Here is a 17,275-nt window from a genome sequence, read left to right as displayed (position 1 = left end):
CGGTCAGCCGGTGCGATCAAACAATGGTAGCTGAAAAGCCACGATAAATCAGGGGATCGGGCAAAGTACCATTTAGGCGGTTTCAGCTAGTTCAAATACTCACCATGACGCAGCAACCAATTGCCGCCGCACATCAGGGAGTCTACGCCGTGTGCCGGGTCCAGCAGCAGCAAATCGGCTCGAGTTCCTTCCCTAATTTCTCCCGCCGCATTCAGACGCAGGGCGGACGCCGGGTTGCGCGTCATTGCCGCAAGGGCCAAAGGAAAGAGATCGGCATGATCCGCAAATAAGGCCCGCAGAAGATCGCTCAAGGAGCCCGGGGATGCCGCAGTAAGGCCCACAAGTTCCCCATCGACGTACACCGGCAGAGAACCTCCAGCGTCTGAAGACATTGTAATTTTCTCTGCAGGGGCACCGGCTTCCAGCAATCGCCGCAGTGCCTGCTCGGCAGTGATATCGCCCGCAGCGATGAGCTCCTTGGTGGTCGATACCGTGATGTCGACAAAGCCACCGCGCAGCGCCCAGTCAGCCGCCTCATCCAGCAATGCAGTCGAGCGATTAACATGCGTGGGATATAAAACGGAGGGAGCAAGGTCACTGCCCTCGATAGCCTCGCGCAGCAATGCGAGCCGTGAATCGCCGGCACCGACGTGCACCAGCACCGTCCCTCCCTCTCCGCCGAGAATGCCTCCAAGCTGCGTTTCTGCAGCGAGACGGCGTAGCTCCTGAGCGGTCGGCTGTGTTCCGCGGTGATCAGCAATCGCCACCTCTCCGACACCGACTACCGGAGCCACCAGATAAATATCCCGGGCAATATCGCCGGTAAGGCTTGGCGCAGGCACCCGGTAAGCTCCGCTTAACATGAAGGCGTTTAAACCCTGGGTCCGCATCCCCATAACATTGCCGTACAACACATCCAGCGAGCGTCCAATGGAGTCGGTACCCAAAGCTCCCACTGGGGCGCTAACGCCGGCGCGAACAAATGTTTCAACATCGATCTCTGCGGTCCGATTGCCAAAGCCACCCTCGCCTCCGCCCCCGCAGGGGTGGGTGAGTGCGTCCACCAGACCCGGCACAAGTATCTTGCCCCTCGCATCGATCTGCTCGGCATCAACGTTTAAGGTGCCAGGTTCAACAATGGCAATGACTTGGCCACCGGCAACCAGAACATCGACCTGTCCTCGCGGAGATGGATCAAAGCATTCCGCTCCGCTGATCAAATACATTATGTAACTCCTTTGGAAACCCGGGACTCAAGCAGCTCCCGTGTTTTGTCGCGTTTCTCATGAGACAACAACACCACTAGATCACCTGGCTTTACCCAGCGTAAAGCCGCTCGTGTTGCATCCAGTTCTGTCTTGCTAAGGCTAATACTTCGAGGCGCGTGGCCCTGGGCAATAAATGCATCACGCATCAAAGCGGCAACCTCACCCTCAGCGCGTCCCCGGGCATGTCCATCCATACGCTTGAGCCAGATACGATCAAAGTGCAGCGTCGATGACGCATCAGCGAAGGCGCGAATATCGTCATCACCACGATCACCTGCCTGGCCGGTGATCAATGCGCGGCGCTTGGCCGGCAAACCCTCAATCATAGGCATGAGCGCTTCAAGTCCTGCTGGATTGTGCGCAAAGTCTACAAGGAAAGTAGCGCCACCAATGGAATACAGATTCGCTCGACCAGGATTATCTTCATTGCCCAGCGCACAAAGGCCCTTGGCTATAACCGAAAGATCAATCCCCAGAGCATCAGCTACTGCAGCTGCAGCCAGAGCGTTCGCAATATTATGCCGGGCGACGCCTCCGTAGCTCAGAGGTATTTTTTTGGCCGACAGGAAACCATCAATCTTTGCACCGTGAATGCGTTCCAGACGCCCGCGTCGCAAGGTAAAGCCCCGACCGCCACAGGCGACGTGTGCTTTGAATGCCGGCGCTGACGGAGACAGAGAAAAAAGACACAAAGGAGCAGGTGAAGTTGGCGCCCGGCGCATGAGCAGAGGGTCTTCGGCATTCAGGACCAGACGGGATTTTTTGTCTAGCGCCGCCGTCACTGACCATTTCACATCAGCGAGGTCCTCTACTGTCTCCACGCCAAAATCACCAAGGTGATCTGCTGCGATATTTGTGATCAATGCAACGTCAGCTCGCTCGACCGCAAGACCTCGGCGCAGCAAGCCTCCTCGAGCGGTCTCCAGCAACGCCAATTCACAGCGCCGATCCCGCAACACAATACGTGCGCCGCCGGGGCCGGCATAATCATCGCGATCCAACAACTCGTCGCCCATGGCCAGCCAATCCGTTGAACTGACCCCAGCGACCCGTCCCGCAGCCTTGGCAATAGAAGCAAGAAGACGAACGGTGGTGGTTTTGCCATTCGTGCCCGTTATCAAGGCAGTAGGCACGGCCTTAAGCGCTCCCCAACTCACATCGTCAGGGTGCGGCAACTCAAAGAGATCCCAGGTTTGACTGTAACGCCCCGTACCTAGAGTCAGGAACTCTTCATCTATCAACACGGGCGTAGCCTTCTCTTTTGCCGCAGCCAACAGGCGCTGCAGTCGAGGCCGCTCTTCGTCCCGGTATTCAGCGCGCAGGGCACGGGCTGCGCGGACCAACAAATGCCGCTGTCCTCCCTCAATCAAATCCCGCGCGGCTTCGTAGGCGGTTTCGTTGAGCTCAGTCGCCGTATAGAGACCATCAACCGGACCGGACACGGCAAGACTGACGCCACCGGAAAACGGCCGCGCTGTGAGCTCCTCATCTTCCCAATGCAGCTCCGCAAGCAAACGAAGAGCGTGTCGCTTCCAGGCAGCCACAAGGAGTTCTCGATCACCATCTGTAACCGAGATATCCAGTACCGCTCCAGGACCACAGAGCAAAAAGTTCGCGCCGGTAAGGCGTCGGGAATCAAGCAAGCGCATAGGGTAAGCCTTAGTCGTCGCTCTCCCGAGCAATGCGCACGCCGCGCTCATCACGAATCAATTCAAGATCGTCGGAGAAGGAGAAGCTGCCCATAAACTCTTCGGGGATTTCTACTGCAGGACGTTCCCCCTGGTCACTCACCACATCTTCTCCAGGCTGAAAATAAATAATCTGCTTCCAGGAACGAGTAACTTGATCAGCGAGAATCAATAGAAGATCTCCGCCTCGGGCCATATCCAGCGCCGCCTGATTGGCATCCTCCTCGCGCTCAATAATTTGGATACGGTCCTCGGGCACTCCCCCGTCAAGGAGCCCGCGCCTGAGCAAACCAGGCACCTCGCCGGGCTCTCGGCCTCGAAGGTTGTCATCGCGTCGACAGATGTAATGATCAAAGTGACCAGCAGCGATACCGGCTACCTCTACGATATCTTCATCACGACGGTCGCCGGGCATCGTCAGCACCACGATTTTGCGACCACCAATTTCGTAACGATCAACCACGTCACAAACCATTTTCACGGCCGCCGGGTTGTGCGCGTAATCAAGAATTACCTTGAACGGATGCTTGTCATAGACGTTAAGACGACCCGGAGACTGGAAGAAGGTGCTATCAAACGTTCGCAGGCCCTGTCGGATGTTCTCCAGGTCCACATGCATATGATAAGCCAGCGCGGCGGCAAACATAGCGTTCTGCACATTGTGCATTGCCCGCCCTTCCAAAGTAGCTGGGATCAGGTGAGTCCACAATAAGGGGATGTTGTGTCCCTGCTCATCGTAAAGCGTGATCATACCGCCGTTGATTCCCTGCTCGAGCACCAGCGCCGTTCCGCCTGCTTTAATGTGCTCTCGAACCAACGGGTGCGAGCGATTCATGGTGACATAGCAAAGCTTCTCGGCGGTGCAGTGATCCGCCATCTGAAGACAGTGGACGTCATCGGCGTTGAGCACCGCTGCGTCACGAGCGACTTCGACCACCACACGCTTCACCTCCGCAAGATCTTCGAGGGAGTTCACGCCTTTGAGGCCCAGATGGTCTGCGGCTATATTCAGACAGGCGGAGACATTGGAGCGCTGATAGCCCAAGCCACTGCGCAAAATACCTCCCCGGGCTGTTTCCATCACCGCTGCATTCACCGAAGGATCCCGCAAAACGATCTGCGCTGCCGTAGGACCTGTCATATCCCCCGCTACAGTAAGTCGACCATCGATATAAACACCGTCGGTACTCGTTTGACCTACAGTCAGCCCGGACATTTTCAGGATATGTGCAAGCATGCGTGAAGTGGTCGTCTTGCCGTTGGTGCCGGTAATCGCTGCGATGGGTATCGACGATGGACTTCCCTCAGGGAACAACATATCGATGACCGGACCCGCCACGTTCCTAGGCTCTCCCTGCGAAGGAGCGACGTGCATACGAAACCCCGGAGCAGCATTACACTCACAGATACCTCCGCCAACCTCACCGTAGGAGCGGGTGATATCCGTGGTAATAAAGTCCACGCCACCCACATCAAGACCCAGCGCAAGAATGGCGCGCTCCGCCATGCTCTTGTTGTCCGGGTGAATCACATCCGTGACATCCACAGACGTTCCGCCGGTACTCAGATTCGCTGTGGGCTGCAGGTAAACAATCTCACCCTCAGTAGGAACGCTTTCACTGTCCATACCTGCCTGCATCAACATGCGTTCAGCTGCGGCATCCAGCGAGATTCTCGTGAGCACTTTCTCGTGTCCCACCCCTCTGCGAGGGTCTTCGTTTACCTTGGCCACCAGTTCTTCAACAGTGGATTGACCATCACCAACGACATGGGCGGGCACCCGTTTGGCAGCGGCCACCAATTGGCCTCCGACGACCAGAAGCCGATGATCCAGGCCTTCCAGAAACGTTTCAACGATGACGCCATCACTGTGTTCTTTCGCTTTATCGTAGGCCTTCTCAACCTGCTCCTCATTTTGTATATCGGTTGTTACACCGCGACCGTGATTGGCATTCAGGGGTTTGATAACCACTGGGTAACCAATCCGTTCTGCGGCAGCAATAGCCCGACGCAAGCGATAAACAAGAGCCTGCCGGGGAACCGGTAAACCAAGGTCACCCAAAATACGGTTGGTTTCGTCTTTCTCGGACGCCAGCTCCACAGCAATGTGTGGTGTGGCACTGGTGATGGTTGCCTGCAATCGCTGTTGATAGCGTCCGTGGCCTAACTGAATCAGGCTCTGCTCGTTCAGTCGTATCCAGGGCACGCCTCGCGCCTCGGCTTCCTTCACCAGAGAGTGTGTACTTGGACCGAGCGAGCGCGACTGACAGGCACGGATAAACTGATCACGCTCCTGCGCAAAATCAAAATCCTGTGGGGCGTCTTCCGGCCGTAAATCCTTGGGCAGTAATGAGTGCAGCAAATCCAGTCCGAGTTTACCGGCCTGAATGCCCGCGAACTCTTCTTCAAACTCAAAGACCATATCGTAAACACCGGCCTCGTCTGTGGATCGCGTTTTGCCAAAAGACACTTCGTAACCTGCTATGCCCTGCAATTCAAGGACCATATGCTCCAGAACATGTCCAAGCCAAGTGCCTTCGTCCTCAAGCATTCGACGGATCAACCCTCCCGGCTCACGGTAGGAACATCCATGGTCGGCAAGGCCTGGCAATGCCGCAACGAGTGCGTCTACAAATTCACTGCCCAGCCGGGCTGTGGGCCACTCCTCCAGGACGCCAAGATCAACCCTGTGCCGGATTACCGGGAAAAGCGCGTACACATTAGGGCCACGGTACACACTGGTGTCGAGGAACTGCATGAGAAAACTCCGAATCCTTCTGGGAATCGCCTACTGTAACCGCAGACGTAGCCGCTTGAAAGCCGTCGATGTTCGCTAAATTGCCCCACATTGGTGATAATGCGGCCTTAGTTTTTTGCACTTGGCCCCTTTCAGCCCCGGTAAGTATGTCGACGCCCGAAATCACTCAATCTACCGTCCGAAGAGACCGCCAAGCCCTGGGCTCATTGGCGCTCATAGGCGGCCGTTTCGAGGCAGACAACACTCCTTTGTTTAAAGCGCTGTATCAGCGCTGCAATGGCCGTATTGCGATTTGCTCTATGGCGTCTGGTTTTCCCGAGGAAGTGGGCGCCGAGACTGTTGATGAGTTTCGATCACATGGCTTTTATGCCGAGCTGATTCCTGTCTTTTTTGAGAACCGTAAAGAGTCCGCCTACGATTCGGGTTTAATCGAACGGCTGCAAGCTTTTGGCAGCGTATTCTTTACCGGTGGCGATCAATCTCGCATCGTTGGCACACTGATTCAAGAAGGCATCGAGACGCCCGCCCTCATAGCCATTCGTGAGTTGTACCTTGCCGGTGGCCTCATCGCCGGGAGCTCCGCTGGCGCAGCAATTATGTCTGGCCCAATGATTCTGGGCGGCACATCACTGAATGCAATCAGCCGCGGCGTCGATAGTTCACCGGGTGCCAAAGATGACTTTGACGCGTTTCGACTTGGCGAAGGACTTGGATTTTTCACCTGGGGCATGGTCGACCAGCATTTTTTGCAGCGCGGACGTATAGGCCGCCTCATTAAAGCAGCCGAACTGTCGGGCGAATCAATGGCATTTGGTATCGACGAGAACAGCGCACTTATAGTTCAGGGCTCTCGCGGAGAGGTCGTCGGTGAAACGGGCATTTTGTTTATTGACCTTCGCAAAGCCACCTTCGACGACGGCGAGTTTGCCGTTCGCAGCGCCCGAGTGTCTTTTTTAGATGATGGCGACAGTATTGATTTGCAACGGGGTAAACCCATCCCGGCGGCCGACAAGCGTCGCACCCGGGTTGGACGGGCCTCCTATCGCTCTCCAGCGCCAGTTCGACGCAATGCCTTTGCAAGTTATGGACTGCATGACTTGATGCTGAGGTTGGTAGAGAGTGACCCTGCGTTCTATAGCAAAGATAGCGCCAGCGCCTTCGATGCAGCCTATGGTAATCAGGTGACGCTGCATGTGCAGCGGCGTCCGCGTCGCTCCCGAGCACTCCGTGCGGTCCGCAGCGGAGAAATTCGCTACACCGCTTTGAATTTTGATCTGGACATTCACTGCGCGGCGCTGGACGCCTGCCCGCTGAACGAAAGCACACAGGTCCTGCGCCCGGATCCTGCCCCCGAAGCACGTCTTGTAATGCTGGGCAGCACGCCTATCGATTGGCCCTATGCAGCGCGCAAAACGCTATTGGGCGAGCTTCGAGAACCCGTCGGAGTACTGGCAACGGCGTCCGGAGAACCTACTGCAATGGCCGAGCGCTATCTTGACTGGCTGGCCAGTGAAAACATTCAAGCCGAGCTCCTGCCCATATCCTTGCACAATATTGAACGGGCAAGCCGGGATCGCGCATTACTCAAAACCATCGATCGCATGGGAAGCCTATTCTTCACCGGTGGAGATCAACGGCGCGTGACAGAAGCATTGCTGCATTGCGCCGAGGCGACGCCAGTACTGCACAGTATTGTGACGGCCTATGAGCGGGGTACGCCGCTGATTGCCGTTGCCGCATCGGCAACTGCACTGGGCGCGCGCATGATCGCCGAGGGCGATAGTGTTGCTGCATGGCGCTATGGAAGCTCCGAGGATGCGAGTTTCTCTGGTGTCGTGGTTGAGCGCGGCATAGGTCTGACGCGCCTGGGACTCATTGATCAGAATTTCCTCCGTCGGCATCGCCTGGGACGTCTACTCATGGCTTGTACCGCGCAGCAGCAGCGCTTCGGCTTTGGCCTTTGCGAAGGCGCGGGCATGATCATTCATGGCAACGAACGCGAAATAGAAGCCATAGGCAGCAACGGTGTGGTGGTCGTTGAACTGGATTTGGATCGCGTACGGCTGGCCCCAAAAGTTCCTGATCCCGCAGGCGTACGACTTTACATGCTCGAGCCGGGGCAACGGGTTCGATTGGATGACCTGGCCGGAGCCACCGCCGAACGTTCAGCGGCAGCAACAGCTCTTTTACAAGAGGCGCTCGATGACCTGGCTCGGGATTACCAATTGGCCCTGGGCGAGTCAGAGCAAGTATTTAACAGCCCCCAATGGCTGCAAACCTTGGGAAGCCCACGAGCCCTCCATTAAGGATTGAACATGTCAGACAGTTTTAAGGCATTGGTCGCCAGAAAAGACGACTCTCACAGCTGCGATTATGAGACCCTGACTCTCGACGATCTGGACGTCGGTGATGTAACGGTGTCAGTGGATTACTCCACGCTCAATTTCAAAGACGGCCTGGCCATCACAGGAGCGGCACCTATTGCCCAGCGTCAACCTCTGATTCTGGGTATCGACTACTCGGGTACCGTCATCGAGTCGCAGCACACCGGTTTTAATGTGGGTGATCGCGTTGTGATGAATGGCTACGGTGCCTCTGAGTACCTCCACGGTGGCTATGCCGAGCGGGCGCGCGTCAGCGGAGACCTGCTGGTGAAGCTGCCCGACTCAATTTCTAACGCTCAGGCAATGGCCATTGGTACCGCGGGGTATACAGCGATGCTCAGCGTGATGGCACTGCAAAACAATGGACCGGCTCCCGGAGACGGCCCCATACTGGTCACCGGTGCCGCCGGTGGCGTGGGCTCGGTAGCCATCAGTCTCCTCGCTGACCTGGGATACGAAGTAGTGGCATCCACTGGCCGGATGAGCGAGGCCGAGTTTCTCAAGTCTCTGGGGGCTGCAGACACCCTGGACCGCGCCGGACTATCCGAACGCGGCAAGCCTTTGCAAAAAGAACAGTGGGCTGGCGTTGTCGATTGTGTCGGCAGCCACACCCTGGCCAATGCCATCGCTCAGACACGCTACGATGGCGTCGTCACCGCTTGCGGCCTTGCTCAGGGGGCTGACCTGCCGGCAACGGTCATGCCGTTCATTCTGCGAAACGTTCGCCTGCAGGGGGTCGATTCTGTGCAAGCGCCCATGGCACGCAGGCTAACTGCCTGGAGCCGCCTGGCCGATGAACTGGATATGCAGAAACTCGAGGCACTGTCCTTCGACCTACCGTTCAGCGAAGTCTTATCCCGCGCGCCCGACATACTCGCCGGAAAAACTCGCGGAAGAGCCGTAGTTGACCTGTCGCGATAACGTTTCAACAGTGGGGCAACTAATACGTCACTTATTGGGGACGATACTCTCGTGAGCAAAGCAACAGCTAATGATGTTGAACTCGCGCCGTTAAGCCGATTCCTTATCCCTTCACTCATTGGTGCGATTGTTTTTCTTTGCCCCATTTATCACGAAGGTGCATGGACAATACTTTTGGGCGTCGCAGCAGATGCTCTGCGTAACTCTATAGGGGATGCGATGCCCGTGTTACTGCTGGGCATTGTCACAAGCTCTGCGGTGCTTACCATTGCTGGCGCTGTGAACCCGGGAATCGAAACGCGCTTTAGTAAGCATGGCGTGACTCGGGTTTTTAGCGTTCCGCTACTGTGGCTCATCTTACGGCTGCTGGGGACACTTTGCGCCTGGCTCATTGTGTTTAAAGTAGGCCCGGAGTTCATCTGGAACGAATATACCGGCGCTGTCGCCTTGTTCTCCCTGGGCGGAACAATAGTCACAATATTTCTTTGCGCATCATTTCTTCTGCCAATGCTCACAGACTACGGATTAATGGAGTTTGTCGGCACACTACTGCAGCCGGTGTTTCGTCGATTGTTCACTCTGCCTGGTCGCGCCGCTGTTGACGCTCTGGCTAGTTGGCTGGCCGCCGCAGCAGTTGGCGTACTCATCACCATCAGTCAATACGAAAAGGGCCACTACTCTCGCCGAGAAGCCATTGTTATAGCCACCAACTTCTCGGTGACCAGCCTACCGTTTTGTCTTTTTGTGATTGAGTTTATTGGTTTGCGTGAGCATTTTTTTTCGGTGTACGCGACCATCGTGAGCATCGGTTTATGTTGCGCGATACTGCTGCCGCGCCTACCACCGCTGCGCGGCATCCAGCCACTGGCTTCTGACACAACTACCCAGGCAAAGCCGAGCGAGCAACTTCAGGATGCAAAGCTGTTTTCCAGGGCAGCTTCAGCGGCACGGCTTCGCGCGGCATCCAGTCCCAATGCGAAGGAATATCTGGCGGCATCTGCACAGCACGTAATGGATATCTGGATGGGGCTGGTTCCCTTGGTAGTGCTCATCGGAACCCTGGGACTGGCTGTTGCCGAGTTCACACCAATTATGCAGATACTTTCTGCGCCCCTAATCCCGGTGTTGGAGTGGTTTGGTTTACCAGATGCTCGCGCCGCGGCGCCCACATTTATCGTCGGATTTTTGGATATGTTTTTACCCGCCGCCATTGGGCAAGGGGTAGAAAGTGAACTGACACGCTTCGTGATTGCCGCGGTCTCACTTACTCAGCTTATTTACCTATCGGAAGTTGGCTCGCTGCTATTACGCAGCGCTTTGAAGGTCAATGTGCTCACTTTGCTGAGCATCTTCGTCATGCGCACCCTCGTTGGTTTTCCCATAGCCGTGTTCGCCGCGAAGCTATTTATGAGCTAGCGGGCCATCACTACCTAACACCCAGCGCGGCCAGCACACTTAACTCAACTTGATCAACCAGCACGGAAGGTCTTCTTATCAAAACTCATCACCATATAGTTGCCGCGACCGCAGAAGTCCCCACAACACGCCAGCGCTTGCTTACCCGCTACCTCATTGCATTGCTTGCAGACCTCATCGTCATCAACCTGTTTGCCGAGTTTTGGTCCAGGGTTTCCATCGACGGTTTCAGCACCTCACTCATCGCGGCAGTGCTTCTGCAACTGCTGCTGCAGGCAACCCTCGCTTTGGAGCATCGGGTCGGGGGATGGTTTGATCAGCGTAGCGGCAATCTATGGCGCTTTTTGCGCTACTTCAGTGCCTGGTTCATTTTATTTGGATCGAAGTTTGTCATGCTGGGTGCCGTAGACCGCGTGCTTGGCGACAGCATTCACTTTGGGGGCGCTATGCATGGCGTCCTGGCATTTATCGCCGTTGTCGCGGGCATGCTCATCGCGGAAGAATTAGTAACCCGGGTTTACCGACGTTTAGCCTGAGTCATAAGACGCAGCGCAAAGCCAGACCAGCGGTCTATCCAAGGGCACTCAAAGGCAAGACAAAAAAAACCGCCGTGCTTTCACACGGCGGCTGATTTTCAGATCCCCTAAAGGATCTTGCGTAGCTGAGCTTAGAACCCGCCAAATACCATATTGAAGCCAAGGTAAACGTAAGTTCCACGTGGGCTGGCCGGGTAGCCGCGGTTGGTAATAAACGGCTGCTCGTCAGTCAGGTTCCGCACACCACCATAGACACTCATAGTTTCCTTAATGCTAAAGGTAGCGGCGATATCATGCTGCCAGTACTCATCCTGCATCACTGAGTCGCCGTAAAGCTCCTCGAAGGTGTCAATCTCTACGAAAGCCAGCAACTGCTCATCCTGATACTGACTCTGCCACTGGACCGTAAGATCCTTCCAGTACCAGTTCAGCCAGATGTTCCCTGCGAGTTCGGGGCGGTTGACCTCTCCTAACTCCACATCTACCACAGAGGAATCCAGAGGATCCGAGAAGCGATTCAGGCTGTTCACGTAAGTGCCACCCAGAGAAGCCTTAAAGCCGTGCTCGCCGAGGGAGAAGTCGTAGCTAGCCTGGAAGTCCACACCATCAGACTCAAGATTGGCAAAGTTGATTGGCGAAACCTGCAGGAAGTTAAAGCCACCAAACTGCACCGAAGATGAGTTTGAATTACGTGAAAACTGACTACAGAAGGCCTCGTTTAGGGATGTTCCCTGATAACAGGCATCCACAATGTTTTGCGCGGTCACTTCTTCGATCGCATCCTCGATCTCGATCGACCAGTAATCGACGCTAACAGTAAGGCCGTCGAGGAAGCTTGGCTGAAACACCACACCAATGGTGTAAGTATCAGCTGTCTCTTCCTGCAGATTCTGGTTTCCGCCTTGAGTACCGCCAAAGGATGCAGACAATGGATCTGCATACACGTAGTTCCCATCAGCATCAAAAGGATTCAGCCCGAACGCTGCAAAATCCGCTACGCAGTTTGCTTGAGTCTGCGCACCGATGGAGCCAGATAGCGCTGCGAGCTGGGCCGCGTCACAGGGATCAATGGGACGGAAGTTAGTACCGGTGGTCGGCGCAAACAACTCGTTGATGTTTGGCGCACGAACCGCCTGCGAGACAGTCGCTCGGAAGCGAATATCATCGATGGGAGTCCAGGAAAGACCCGTCTTCCAGGTATAGGCCTCGCCAATGGTACTGTAATCCGATGCCCGAACAGCAGCGTCGAATACCAATGACTCAGCGAAGGGCACGCCCGACAGCAAGGGAACATTTACTTCGAAGAACACATCAGTTACGTCGTAGTCGCCGACTTCGTTACTGTTAGACAACGCCGGACGGAACAAGAGGTTGCTGTTGCCGCTGACGTCGGAAAGCTGTGTACCCGCCGCGAAGGGGGCTCCCTCGGGAATGATACCCAGAGCGTAGGAATCAAAGGATGTCTCAGACTCTTCTTTGCGGTATTCGATACCTGCAGCGAAGCCCACAGCGCCCGCGGGAAGTTCAAACCAATCCGCTGAATCGCCGGTAACCACCGCCGCAAACACCGTTTGCTCCAGGGTGGCGTCTTCGCTTGTTGCGCGCGTCACAAAGTCTACGGCCTCGGGTGTGATGCCGGTTTCTCCCGCCCAGATATTCAGGGGAACACATTGGCCATCGCCAGGGGTGAAGGAGTAATAACCAGGATCAAAGACAGGAATATCAAACGGCGTGGACACTACTGGCGCGCTGGGGTCTACCGAGGAGCGGCAGGCAGCACTGCCAGTCGCTGGATCCGTGACCGCGTCAATCGCCGCAAGGAAACGATCGACGATTACCTCGTTACTGCGTTGGATAGATTGGTCAAATTTACCGTAAGTAGCTGAGACCTCGTAGGTCCAGCCGTTAGAGAAAGTACCTTCGAGTCCACCCACAAAGCGGAAGGTCTCACGCTCAGTGATACGCTCGGTAGGTCCAAGCCCAATGGGGTCAAGGGTGATGGCAACGCCACCTAAATCATTGGCGATGGGCTGGATAAACTCGGGTAAGAACGGGTTATCCGGCGCACCAAACAGAAGGTCCCAAAATGACTGGGGTCGCACCTGGTTCGTGTTCTCCTGCCAGCCGTATTTGAATTCACCAAAGGCAGTCATATTTTCGTTGATGTCGAAATGACCAACCATGTTCAGGGTGACTTTATCTTCCGGCGTAATCAGGTAGCTGTTCGCCTGCTGAACCGCATTTAAGGAATCACCGCCAAAGCCCTGGAAGTTGCCGGCGACCCGGCCGTCTTGGACCGGCGCATAGCCGCCCGCGGAATCAACGTTCCAGCAACCACCCACCACACCAAAAGATGCGGCACCGAACGATGAGTTATAGCCGGTGAAAGAATCCAGACAATCGTTACGCCCGTTGTTGTCCAGATCGATGGGGACATCCGGGTCAAAGCCGTCGAAGGTATAGGGGTTACCTGGAATGATATATCCGTAGCCCGAGGTGAATGGGAATGTACGCCCCAGTTCCACCGCACGTTGAGGTGCATTGGCGGCCTGAGTAAACAGTGCCTGCTCTGCGTCTGTAAAAGACGGTGCCATACCAAACTCAGCCTGGTAATCGGCAATGAAGTCTTCCTGCGATGGAATCGGCAGACCAAAATCCGTTAATCCGGTGTTTTGGTAGTTAAAGTACTGCTGAAAGTTGGGAGTATCACCGGTGATATCACCCTGCTGGAATCGCAGCTCTGGGTTCACCCAGTCACGACCCGTACCAGTGAGTAAACCAGAAGCACCGCGCTCACCCGCTTTTAAGCCTTCGTCCGTACGATAGTCCAGAGTCACAGCAACGTTACCGCGCCCGTTACTAAAGTTGGCACCCCAGATAGCAGACACTGCAGACTGACTGGCATCGCCATCGCCAGACATACCGGTCTGCAAATCTATCTCAAAACCCTCGTAGTCATCTTTGAGGATAAAGTTCACAACGCCCGTGACCGCATCAGCTCCGTATACGGCGGACGCTCCACCGGTGAGGACTTCGACACGCTCAATGAGCTTCATGGGGAGTGAACCAACATCAACTGCCTGGGTGCCGGCGGCGCCCGCGACATGACGTCGACCATCAACCAGGACTAACGTTCTGGCCGCGCCCAAACCACGTAAATTCAGTGTGTTTGTGCCATCAGCAACGGATGCGTCCTGGTTTCCGTCCAAGGAGTTCTCGGATGTGTTAGACGAAAACAGAGCCGGAATATCATTGATGACATCGGTAATGCTGAATTCACCAGAAATGGCGATGTCTTCGGCGCTGACACTTGTGACCGGTTGCGAAGCGATGGCATTCGGATCCCCGGCAATACGTGATCCAGTAACAACAACCTCTTCAAGCTGAATATCCTGGTCTTGTGTTTGAGCGAAAACGCTCTGTGATGTGGCTGCGGTTAATGATGCAACCGCTGCAGCTACGCTCAAACTGAGTACGGAACGACTCTTTTGGCAGTGCTTCCTCATAATTTACCCCTCCTCCGGGAAGATAAACCTGCGCGCCCATATATTTGGGCGTCTTCAGGCTGTGAAGTGTCTTGCGGGGACTTGCTGCTAGTAAACACTATCCGAGGCGCAATGCAAAGACATCAGGAGGGTGAAAATTGCGCTCAAAACACAACTTCTCCCCGAATACTGGTATTGGTCGCACCACCCACCCACACATCGTCATGTGTGCTGCTTATAACGATGCGCCCCGCCCGTCCCAGCACGCATCCCTGGGATGCTACGTAACTAGCGGGAGCGCGACCCGAGCCAATGAGCCACTGCGCGATACTCGCATTTAAGCTCCCGGTGACCGGATCCTCAGGAACACCCATGTCCGGAACGAAGGCCCGGACTTCAAAATCGCTGTCCGAACCAGATGGATATGGCCCTACCAGCCCTAGACAGCTAGTACCCAAAGCTAAAAAATCCGGCCGCACGTCCAACACTCGCTTAGCGCTATCAAGTAACAAGGCACACCACCCTGGCCCGTTATCCACCCACTGATGATCTATCAATGCATCTGCGGGTAGGCCCAACGCGAGCATTAGATCAGCTACCAGCTCAGATTCCAAAGGACCGGTCCGCAGAAGGTCTGGCGCTGCAAAAGAGAGGCCCTGAGCATTTTTACAAATACGAACAAGCCCTACCCCACACTCCTGAATAATCTGATCTGCTTGCCCAGCAGTACCGCCCGCCTCAAGCCAGGCATGGCAACTTCCCAGGGTCGGATGTCCAGCAAAAGGCAGTTCACCGCCCGGGGTAAAAATCCTGAGACGATAATCAGCTTCGGGCGTGCTGGGCAGCAGCAGAAAGGTGGTCTCGGACAGGTTCGTCCAGCGTGCAAAGCGCGCCATTTCCTCAGTGGTGAGGGCATCGGCCTCATGCACCACCGCAACGGGATTGCCCATGTGACGCTTGCTGGCAAACACGTCGACCTGACTAAATCTCAAAACACTAGACACCCAAGACTCCTCAAGGATTCGACAGAAAATCTGCAATAGCCTGATAAGCTGGCAAAGAGACATCATCATAATTGGCGTTCGCTGCCAACGGATGTGATGCCAAACGCACGATCACCATCTCCGCCGTGGGATCTATGTAAATCGTTTGTCCGTGAACACCTCGCGCGCTGAACGCCCCGTTGGGATTATGATGAACCCACCACTGGTTTCGATAGCTAGCGCCGGGCAAAGTCACATATCCGGCCTTGGCGAATTTGTCCGGATTACCGCCACGCTGTATGTCCTGGACGATTGTGCCGGCAACCACTAGCTGCCCATTCCACTGGCCACCACGCCGAATCATCTCGCCAAAACGGCCGTGGTCTCGAAGGGTCGCATTCAATCCGCCGGCGGCCCAGCCGGTACCCAAAGAATCGATCAAAATGTAAGCGTCTTCTTCTGCGCCCAAACGGCTCCAGATGCGATCCTGAAGTACCTCCACAGCATTCTCACCCGTGACGCGAGCAATGAGCCATCCCAATACCTCAGTATTTACAGATCGATAACTGAAGGCCTCTCCGTGCTCACCCTCTTTGCTTAAGGTGGCTACATAGCCATAAAAACCCTCTGGCCCGGTGTAGTCTCCTTTAGGAAAAATGCCTCCGGCGCGGGCAAAGTCAAATACATGGGCATTGGGGTCCGCGTAATCCTCGGAGTATTCAATGGCTGTGGTCATGTCTAAAATCTGCCGCACTGTCGCGTCACCAAAACCGCTGTCGACCAACTCGGGCAAGTACTCGCCCACTAGCTTGTCTTCATGCAGTAACCCCTCCTCCAACAACATCGCCGCCACGGTGCCGTAATAGGATTTAGTCATCGAGAAGGAAATATGCGGACTGTGCGCTGATGACGCACCAAAATAGCGTTCATAGACCACCTTGCCACGGTGCAAGACCAGAGCGGCATCAGCATAAGTCGCCGCCAACATCTCTTCCCAGGTCATAGAGGGGCCACCATCCATAGGCGTAAAGCTCACCGCGCCGATGTCACTTGCCAGCTGATAAGTAAACGGAAAGGCTGGGCCAGCGCCGCGCCACACACGCTTGGTCGGCATCAACTCTCTAAAATGAGAAAAAGCCCAGCGGGACTGGGGGAAACGATAAAAACTCAGGTCGTTGTAGAGAACCAGTTTAGAAGAATCGGGAGGAGTACCCCGCATCCAGCCCATGATCTGTGGATCACTACCTTTGGCGGAGGGTAAATCTTGCGCCAGAGTTTCACAGGCAAAGCTCATGAAAAGCGTCGCGACTAATGCGCCACCGAGGGAACAACAAACAGTAAAAAATTCTCGCAAGATATTCAGACCTATTCACCATTCCCGCGGCAGCGCCGCTTCATCCGAAGACGACTTACACTGCGTCCAACAGTTCTATTTGTGGTGCTGCAGCTACCAGACTTGCCATAGCCTTATTCGCCTCCTGGAAGTACTTCGTTTGTCCGTGAGCAGCGAGGTCGGCCTCCGTGGCGTATTGCTCCAGGACTTTATATTCCTGAGGGTCTGACTTGCTGCGATGCAGGGCGTAAAACACACATCCTGACTCCTTCGCATTTACCTGTGCCGCCAGACCCTGGAACGCCTGCTCGAACTCTGCGTTCTTACCTTCCTGAATCTTTAATGTCGCTATAACGCCAATGGCCATATTGATACTCCTTTTGTTTTGATCATTAAGTTCGGGTTACCCAATTCATATTGCTTTCGACCGACAAGCCTAGAAATCTGCTTTGGCTAAAGCGAATCCAGTCTAGCGCCGAAACAGGATCTTGGCGCGGACTCCG

11 protein-coding genes are annotated in these 17,275 nt (G+C 55.3%); 4 read left to right on the top strand and 7 right to left on the bottom strand.

The features are described 5' to 3' along the window. Positions 1-86: 86 nt before the first annotated feature. The 3 genes from R0135_RS00310 to cphA are packed head-to-tail and all read right to left on the bottom strand — an operon-like array spanning position 87 to position 5,714. Positions 87-1,226 (bottom strand): amidohydrolase family protein, encoded by a 1,140-nt coding sequence (locus R0135_RS00310; RefSeq protein ID WP_407348269.1) that lies wholly within the window; start codon positions 1,224-1,226, stop codon positions 87-89. Continuing rightward, on the bottom strand, positions 1,226-2,917 hold the full coding sequence (locus tag R0135_RS00305; protein WP_407348268.1) for a Mur ligase family protein: 1,692 nt from the start codon (positions 2,915-2,917) through the stop codon (positions 1,226-1,228). The genes R0135_RS00310 and R0135_RS00305 overlap by 1 nt, the downstream gene beginning before the upstream one ends. A gap of 10 nt (positions 2,918-2,927) precedes the next feature. Further along, the gene (gene cphA, locus R0135_RS00300) at positions 2,928-5,714 is read right to left on the bottom strand and encodes a cyanophycin synthetase (protein WP_407348267.1); all 2,787 of its coding nucleotides are present in this window, start codon (positions 5,712-5,714) and stop codon (positions 2,928-2,930) included. Between the two features lie 146 nt (positions 5,715-5,860). Here cphA and R0135_RS00295 point away from each other — a divergent pair, with 146 nt between their 5' ends. From R0135_RS00295 to R0135_RS00280, 4 genes are all read left to right on the top strand, one after another. Then, positions 5,861-8,020: a cyanophycinase gene (locus R0135_RS00295; protein WP_407348266.1), complete on the top strand. Its 2,160-nt coding sequence runs from the start codon at positions 5,861-5,863 to the stop codon at positions 8,018-8,020. A gap of 9 nt (positions 8,021-8,029) precedes the next feature. After that, positions 8,030-9,019 carry an MDR family oxidoreductase gene (locus tag R0135_RS00290; RefSeq protein ID WP_407348265.1) on the top strand — a complete coding sequence of 330 codons (990 nt, stop codon included), beginning with the start codon at positions 8,030-8,032 and terminating at the stop codon, positions 9,017-9,019. A gap of 51 nt (positions 9,020-9,070) precedes the next feature. Next, positions 9,071-10,435 (top strand): YjiH family protein, encoded by a 1,365-nt coding sequence (locus R0135_RS00285; RefSeq protein WP_407348264.1) that lies wholly within the window; start codon positions 9,071-9,073, stop codon positions 10,433-10,435. 137 nt (positions 10,436-10,572) lie between these two features. Then, positions 10,573-10,971: a hypothetical protein gene (locus R0135_RS00280; RefSeq protein WP_407348263.1), complete on the top strand. Its 399-nt coding sequence runs from the start codon at positions 10,573-10,575 to the stop codon at positions 10,969-10,971. Between the two features lie 131 nt (positions 10,972-11,102). On the opposite strand, the gene R0135_RS00275 is transcribed toward R0135_RS00280, so the two are convergent. From R0135_RS00275 to R0135_RS00260, 4 genes are all read right to left on the bottom strand, one after another. Continuing rightward, the gene (locus tag R0135_RS00275; protein WP_407348262.1) at positions 11,103-14,477 is read right to left on the bottom strand and encodes a TonB-dependent receptor domain-containing protein; all 3,375 of its coding nucleotides are present in this window, start codon (positions 14,475-14,477) and stop codon (positions 11,103-11,105) included. Positions 14,478-14,620: 143 nt separating this feature from the next. Next, positions 14,621-15,460 carry a PhzF family phenazine biosynthesis protein gene (locus tag R0135_RS00270; protein ID WP_407348261.1) on the bottom strand — a complete coding sequence of 280 codons (840 nt, stop codon included), beginning with the start codon at positions 15,458-15,460 and terminating at the stop codon, positions 14,621-14,623. Positions 15,461-15,470: 10 nt separating this feature from the next. Continuing rightward, positions 15,471-16,733, bottom strand: a complete 1,263-nt coding sequence (locus R0135_RS00265; protein ID WP_407348260.1) for a serine hydrolase domain-containing protein — start codon at positions 16,731-16,733, stop codon at positions 15,471-15,473. A 115-nt stretch (positions 16,734-16,848) separates the two neighbouring features. Further along, a complete protein-coding gene (locus tag R0135_RS00260) occupies positions 16,849-17,139 on the bottom strand; it encodes a putative quinol monooxygenase (protein WP_407348259.1) in 291 nt (96 codons plus the stop codon). Positions 17,140-17,275: the final 136 nt, after the last annotated feature.

This window comes from Congregibacter variabilis (assembly GCF_045689235.1).
In the GTDB taxonomy this organism is placed as follows: Bacteria; Pseudomonadota; Gammaproteobacteria; order Pseudomonadales; family Halieaceae; genus Congregibacter; species Congregibacter variabilis.
The sequence above is the reverse complement of the archived record's forward strand: the minus strand, read 5'-3'. Positions and strand labels throughout refer to the sequence as shown.

Excerpts from the sequence above, each read along its gene's own strand:
- R0135_RS00310 (WP_407348269.1), bottom strand. The coding sequence starts at position 1,226 with ATGTATTTGATCAGCGGAGCGGAATGCTTTGATCCATCTCCGCGAGGA.
- R0135_RS00275 (WP_407348262.1), bottom strand. The coding sequence starts at position 14,477 with ATGAGGAAGCACTGCCAAAAGAGTCGTTCCGTACTCAGTTTGAGCGTA.
- R0135_RS00290 (WP_407348265.1), top strand. The coding sequence starts at position 8,030 with ATGTCAGACAGTTTTAAGGCATTGGTCGCCAGAAAAGACGACTCTCAC.
- R0135_RS00265 (WP_407348260.1), bottom strand. The coding sequence starts at position 16,733 with ATGAGCTTTGCCTGTGAAACTCTGGCGCAAGATTTACCCTCCGCCAAA.
- cphA (WP_407348267.1), bottom strand. The coding sequence starts at position 5,714 with ATGCAGTTCCTCGACACCAGTGTGTACCGTGGCCCTAATGTGTACGCG.
- R0135_RS00305 (WP_407348268.1), bottom strand. The coding sequence starts at position 2,917 with ATGCGCTTGCTTGATTCCCGACGCCTTACCGGCGCGAACTTTTTGCTC.
- R0135_RS00295 (WP_407348266.1), top strand. The coding sequence starts at position 5,861 with ATGTCGACGCCCGAAATCACTCAATCTACCGTCCGAAGAGACCGCCAA.
- R0135_RS00260 (WP_407348259.1), bottom strand. The coding sequence starts at position 17,139 with ATGGCCATTGGCGTTATAGCGACATTAAAGATTCAGGAAGGTAAGAAC.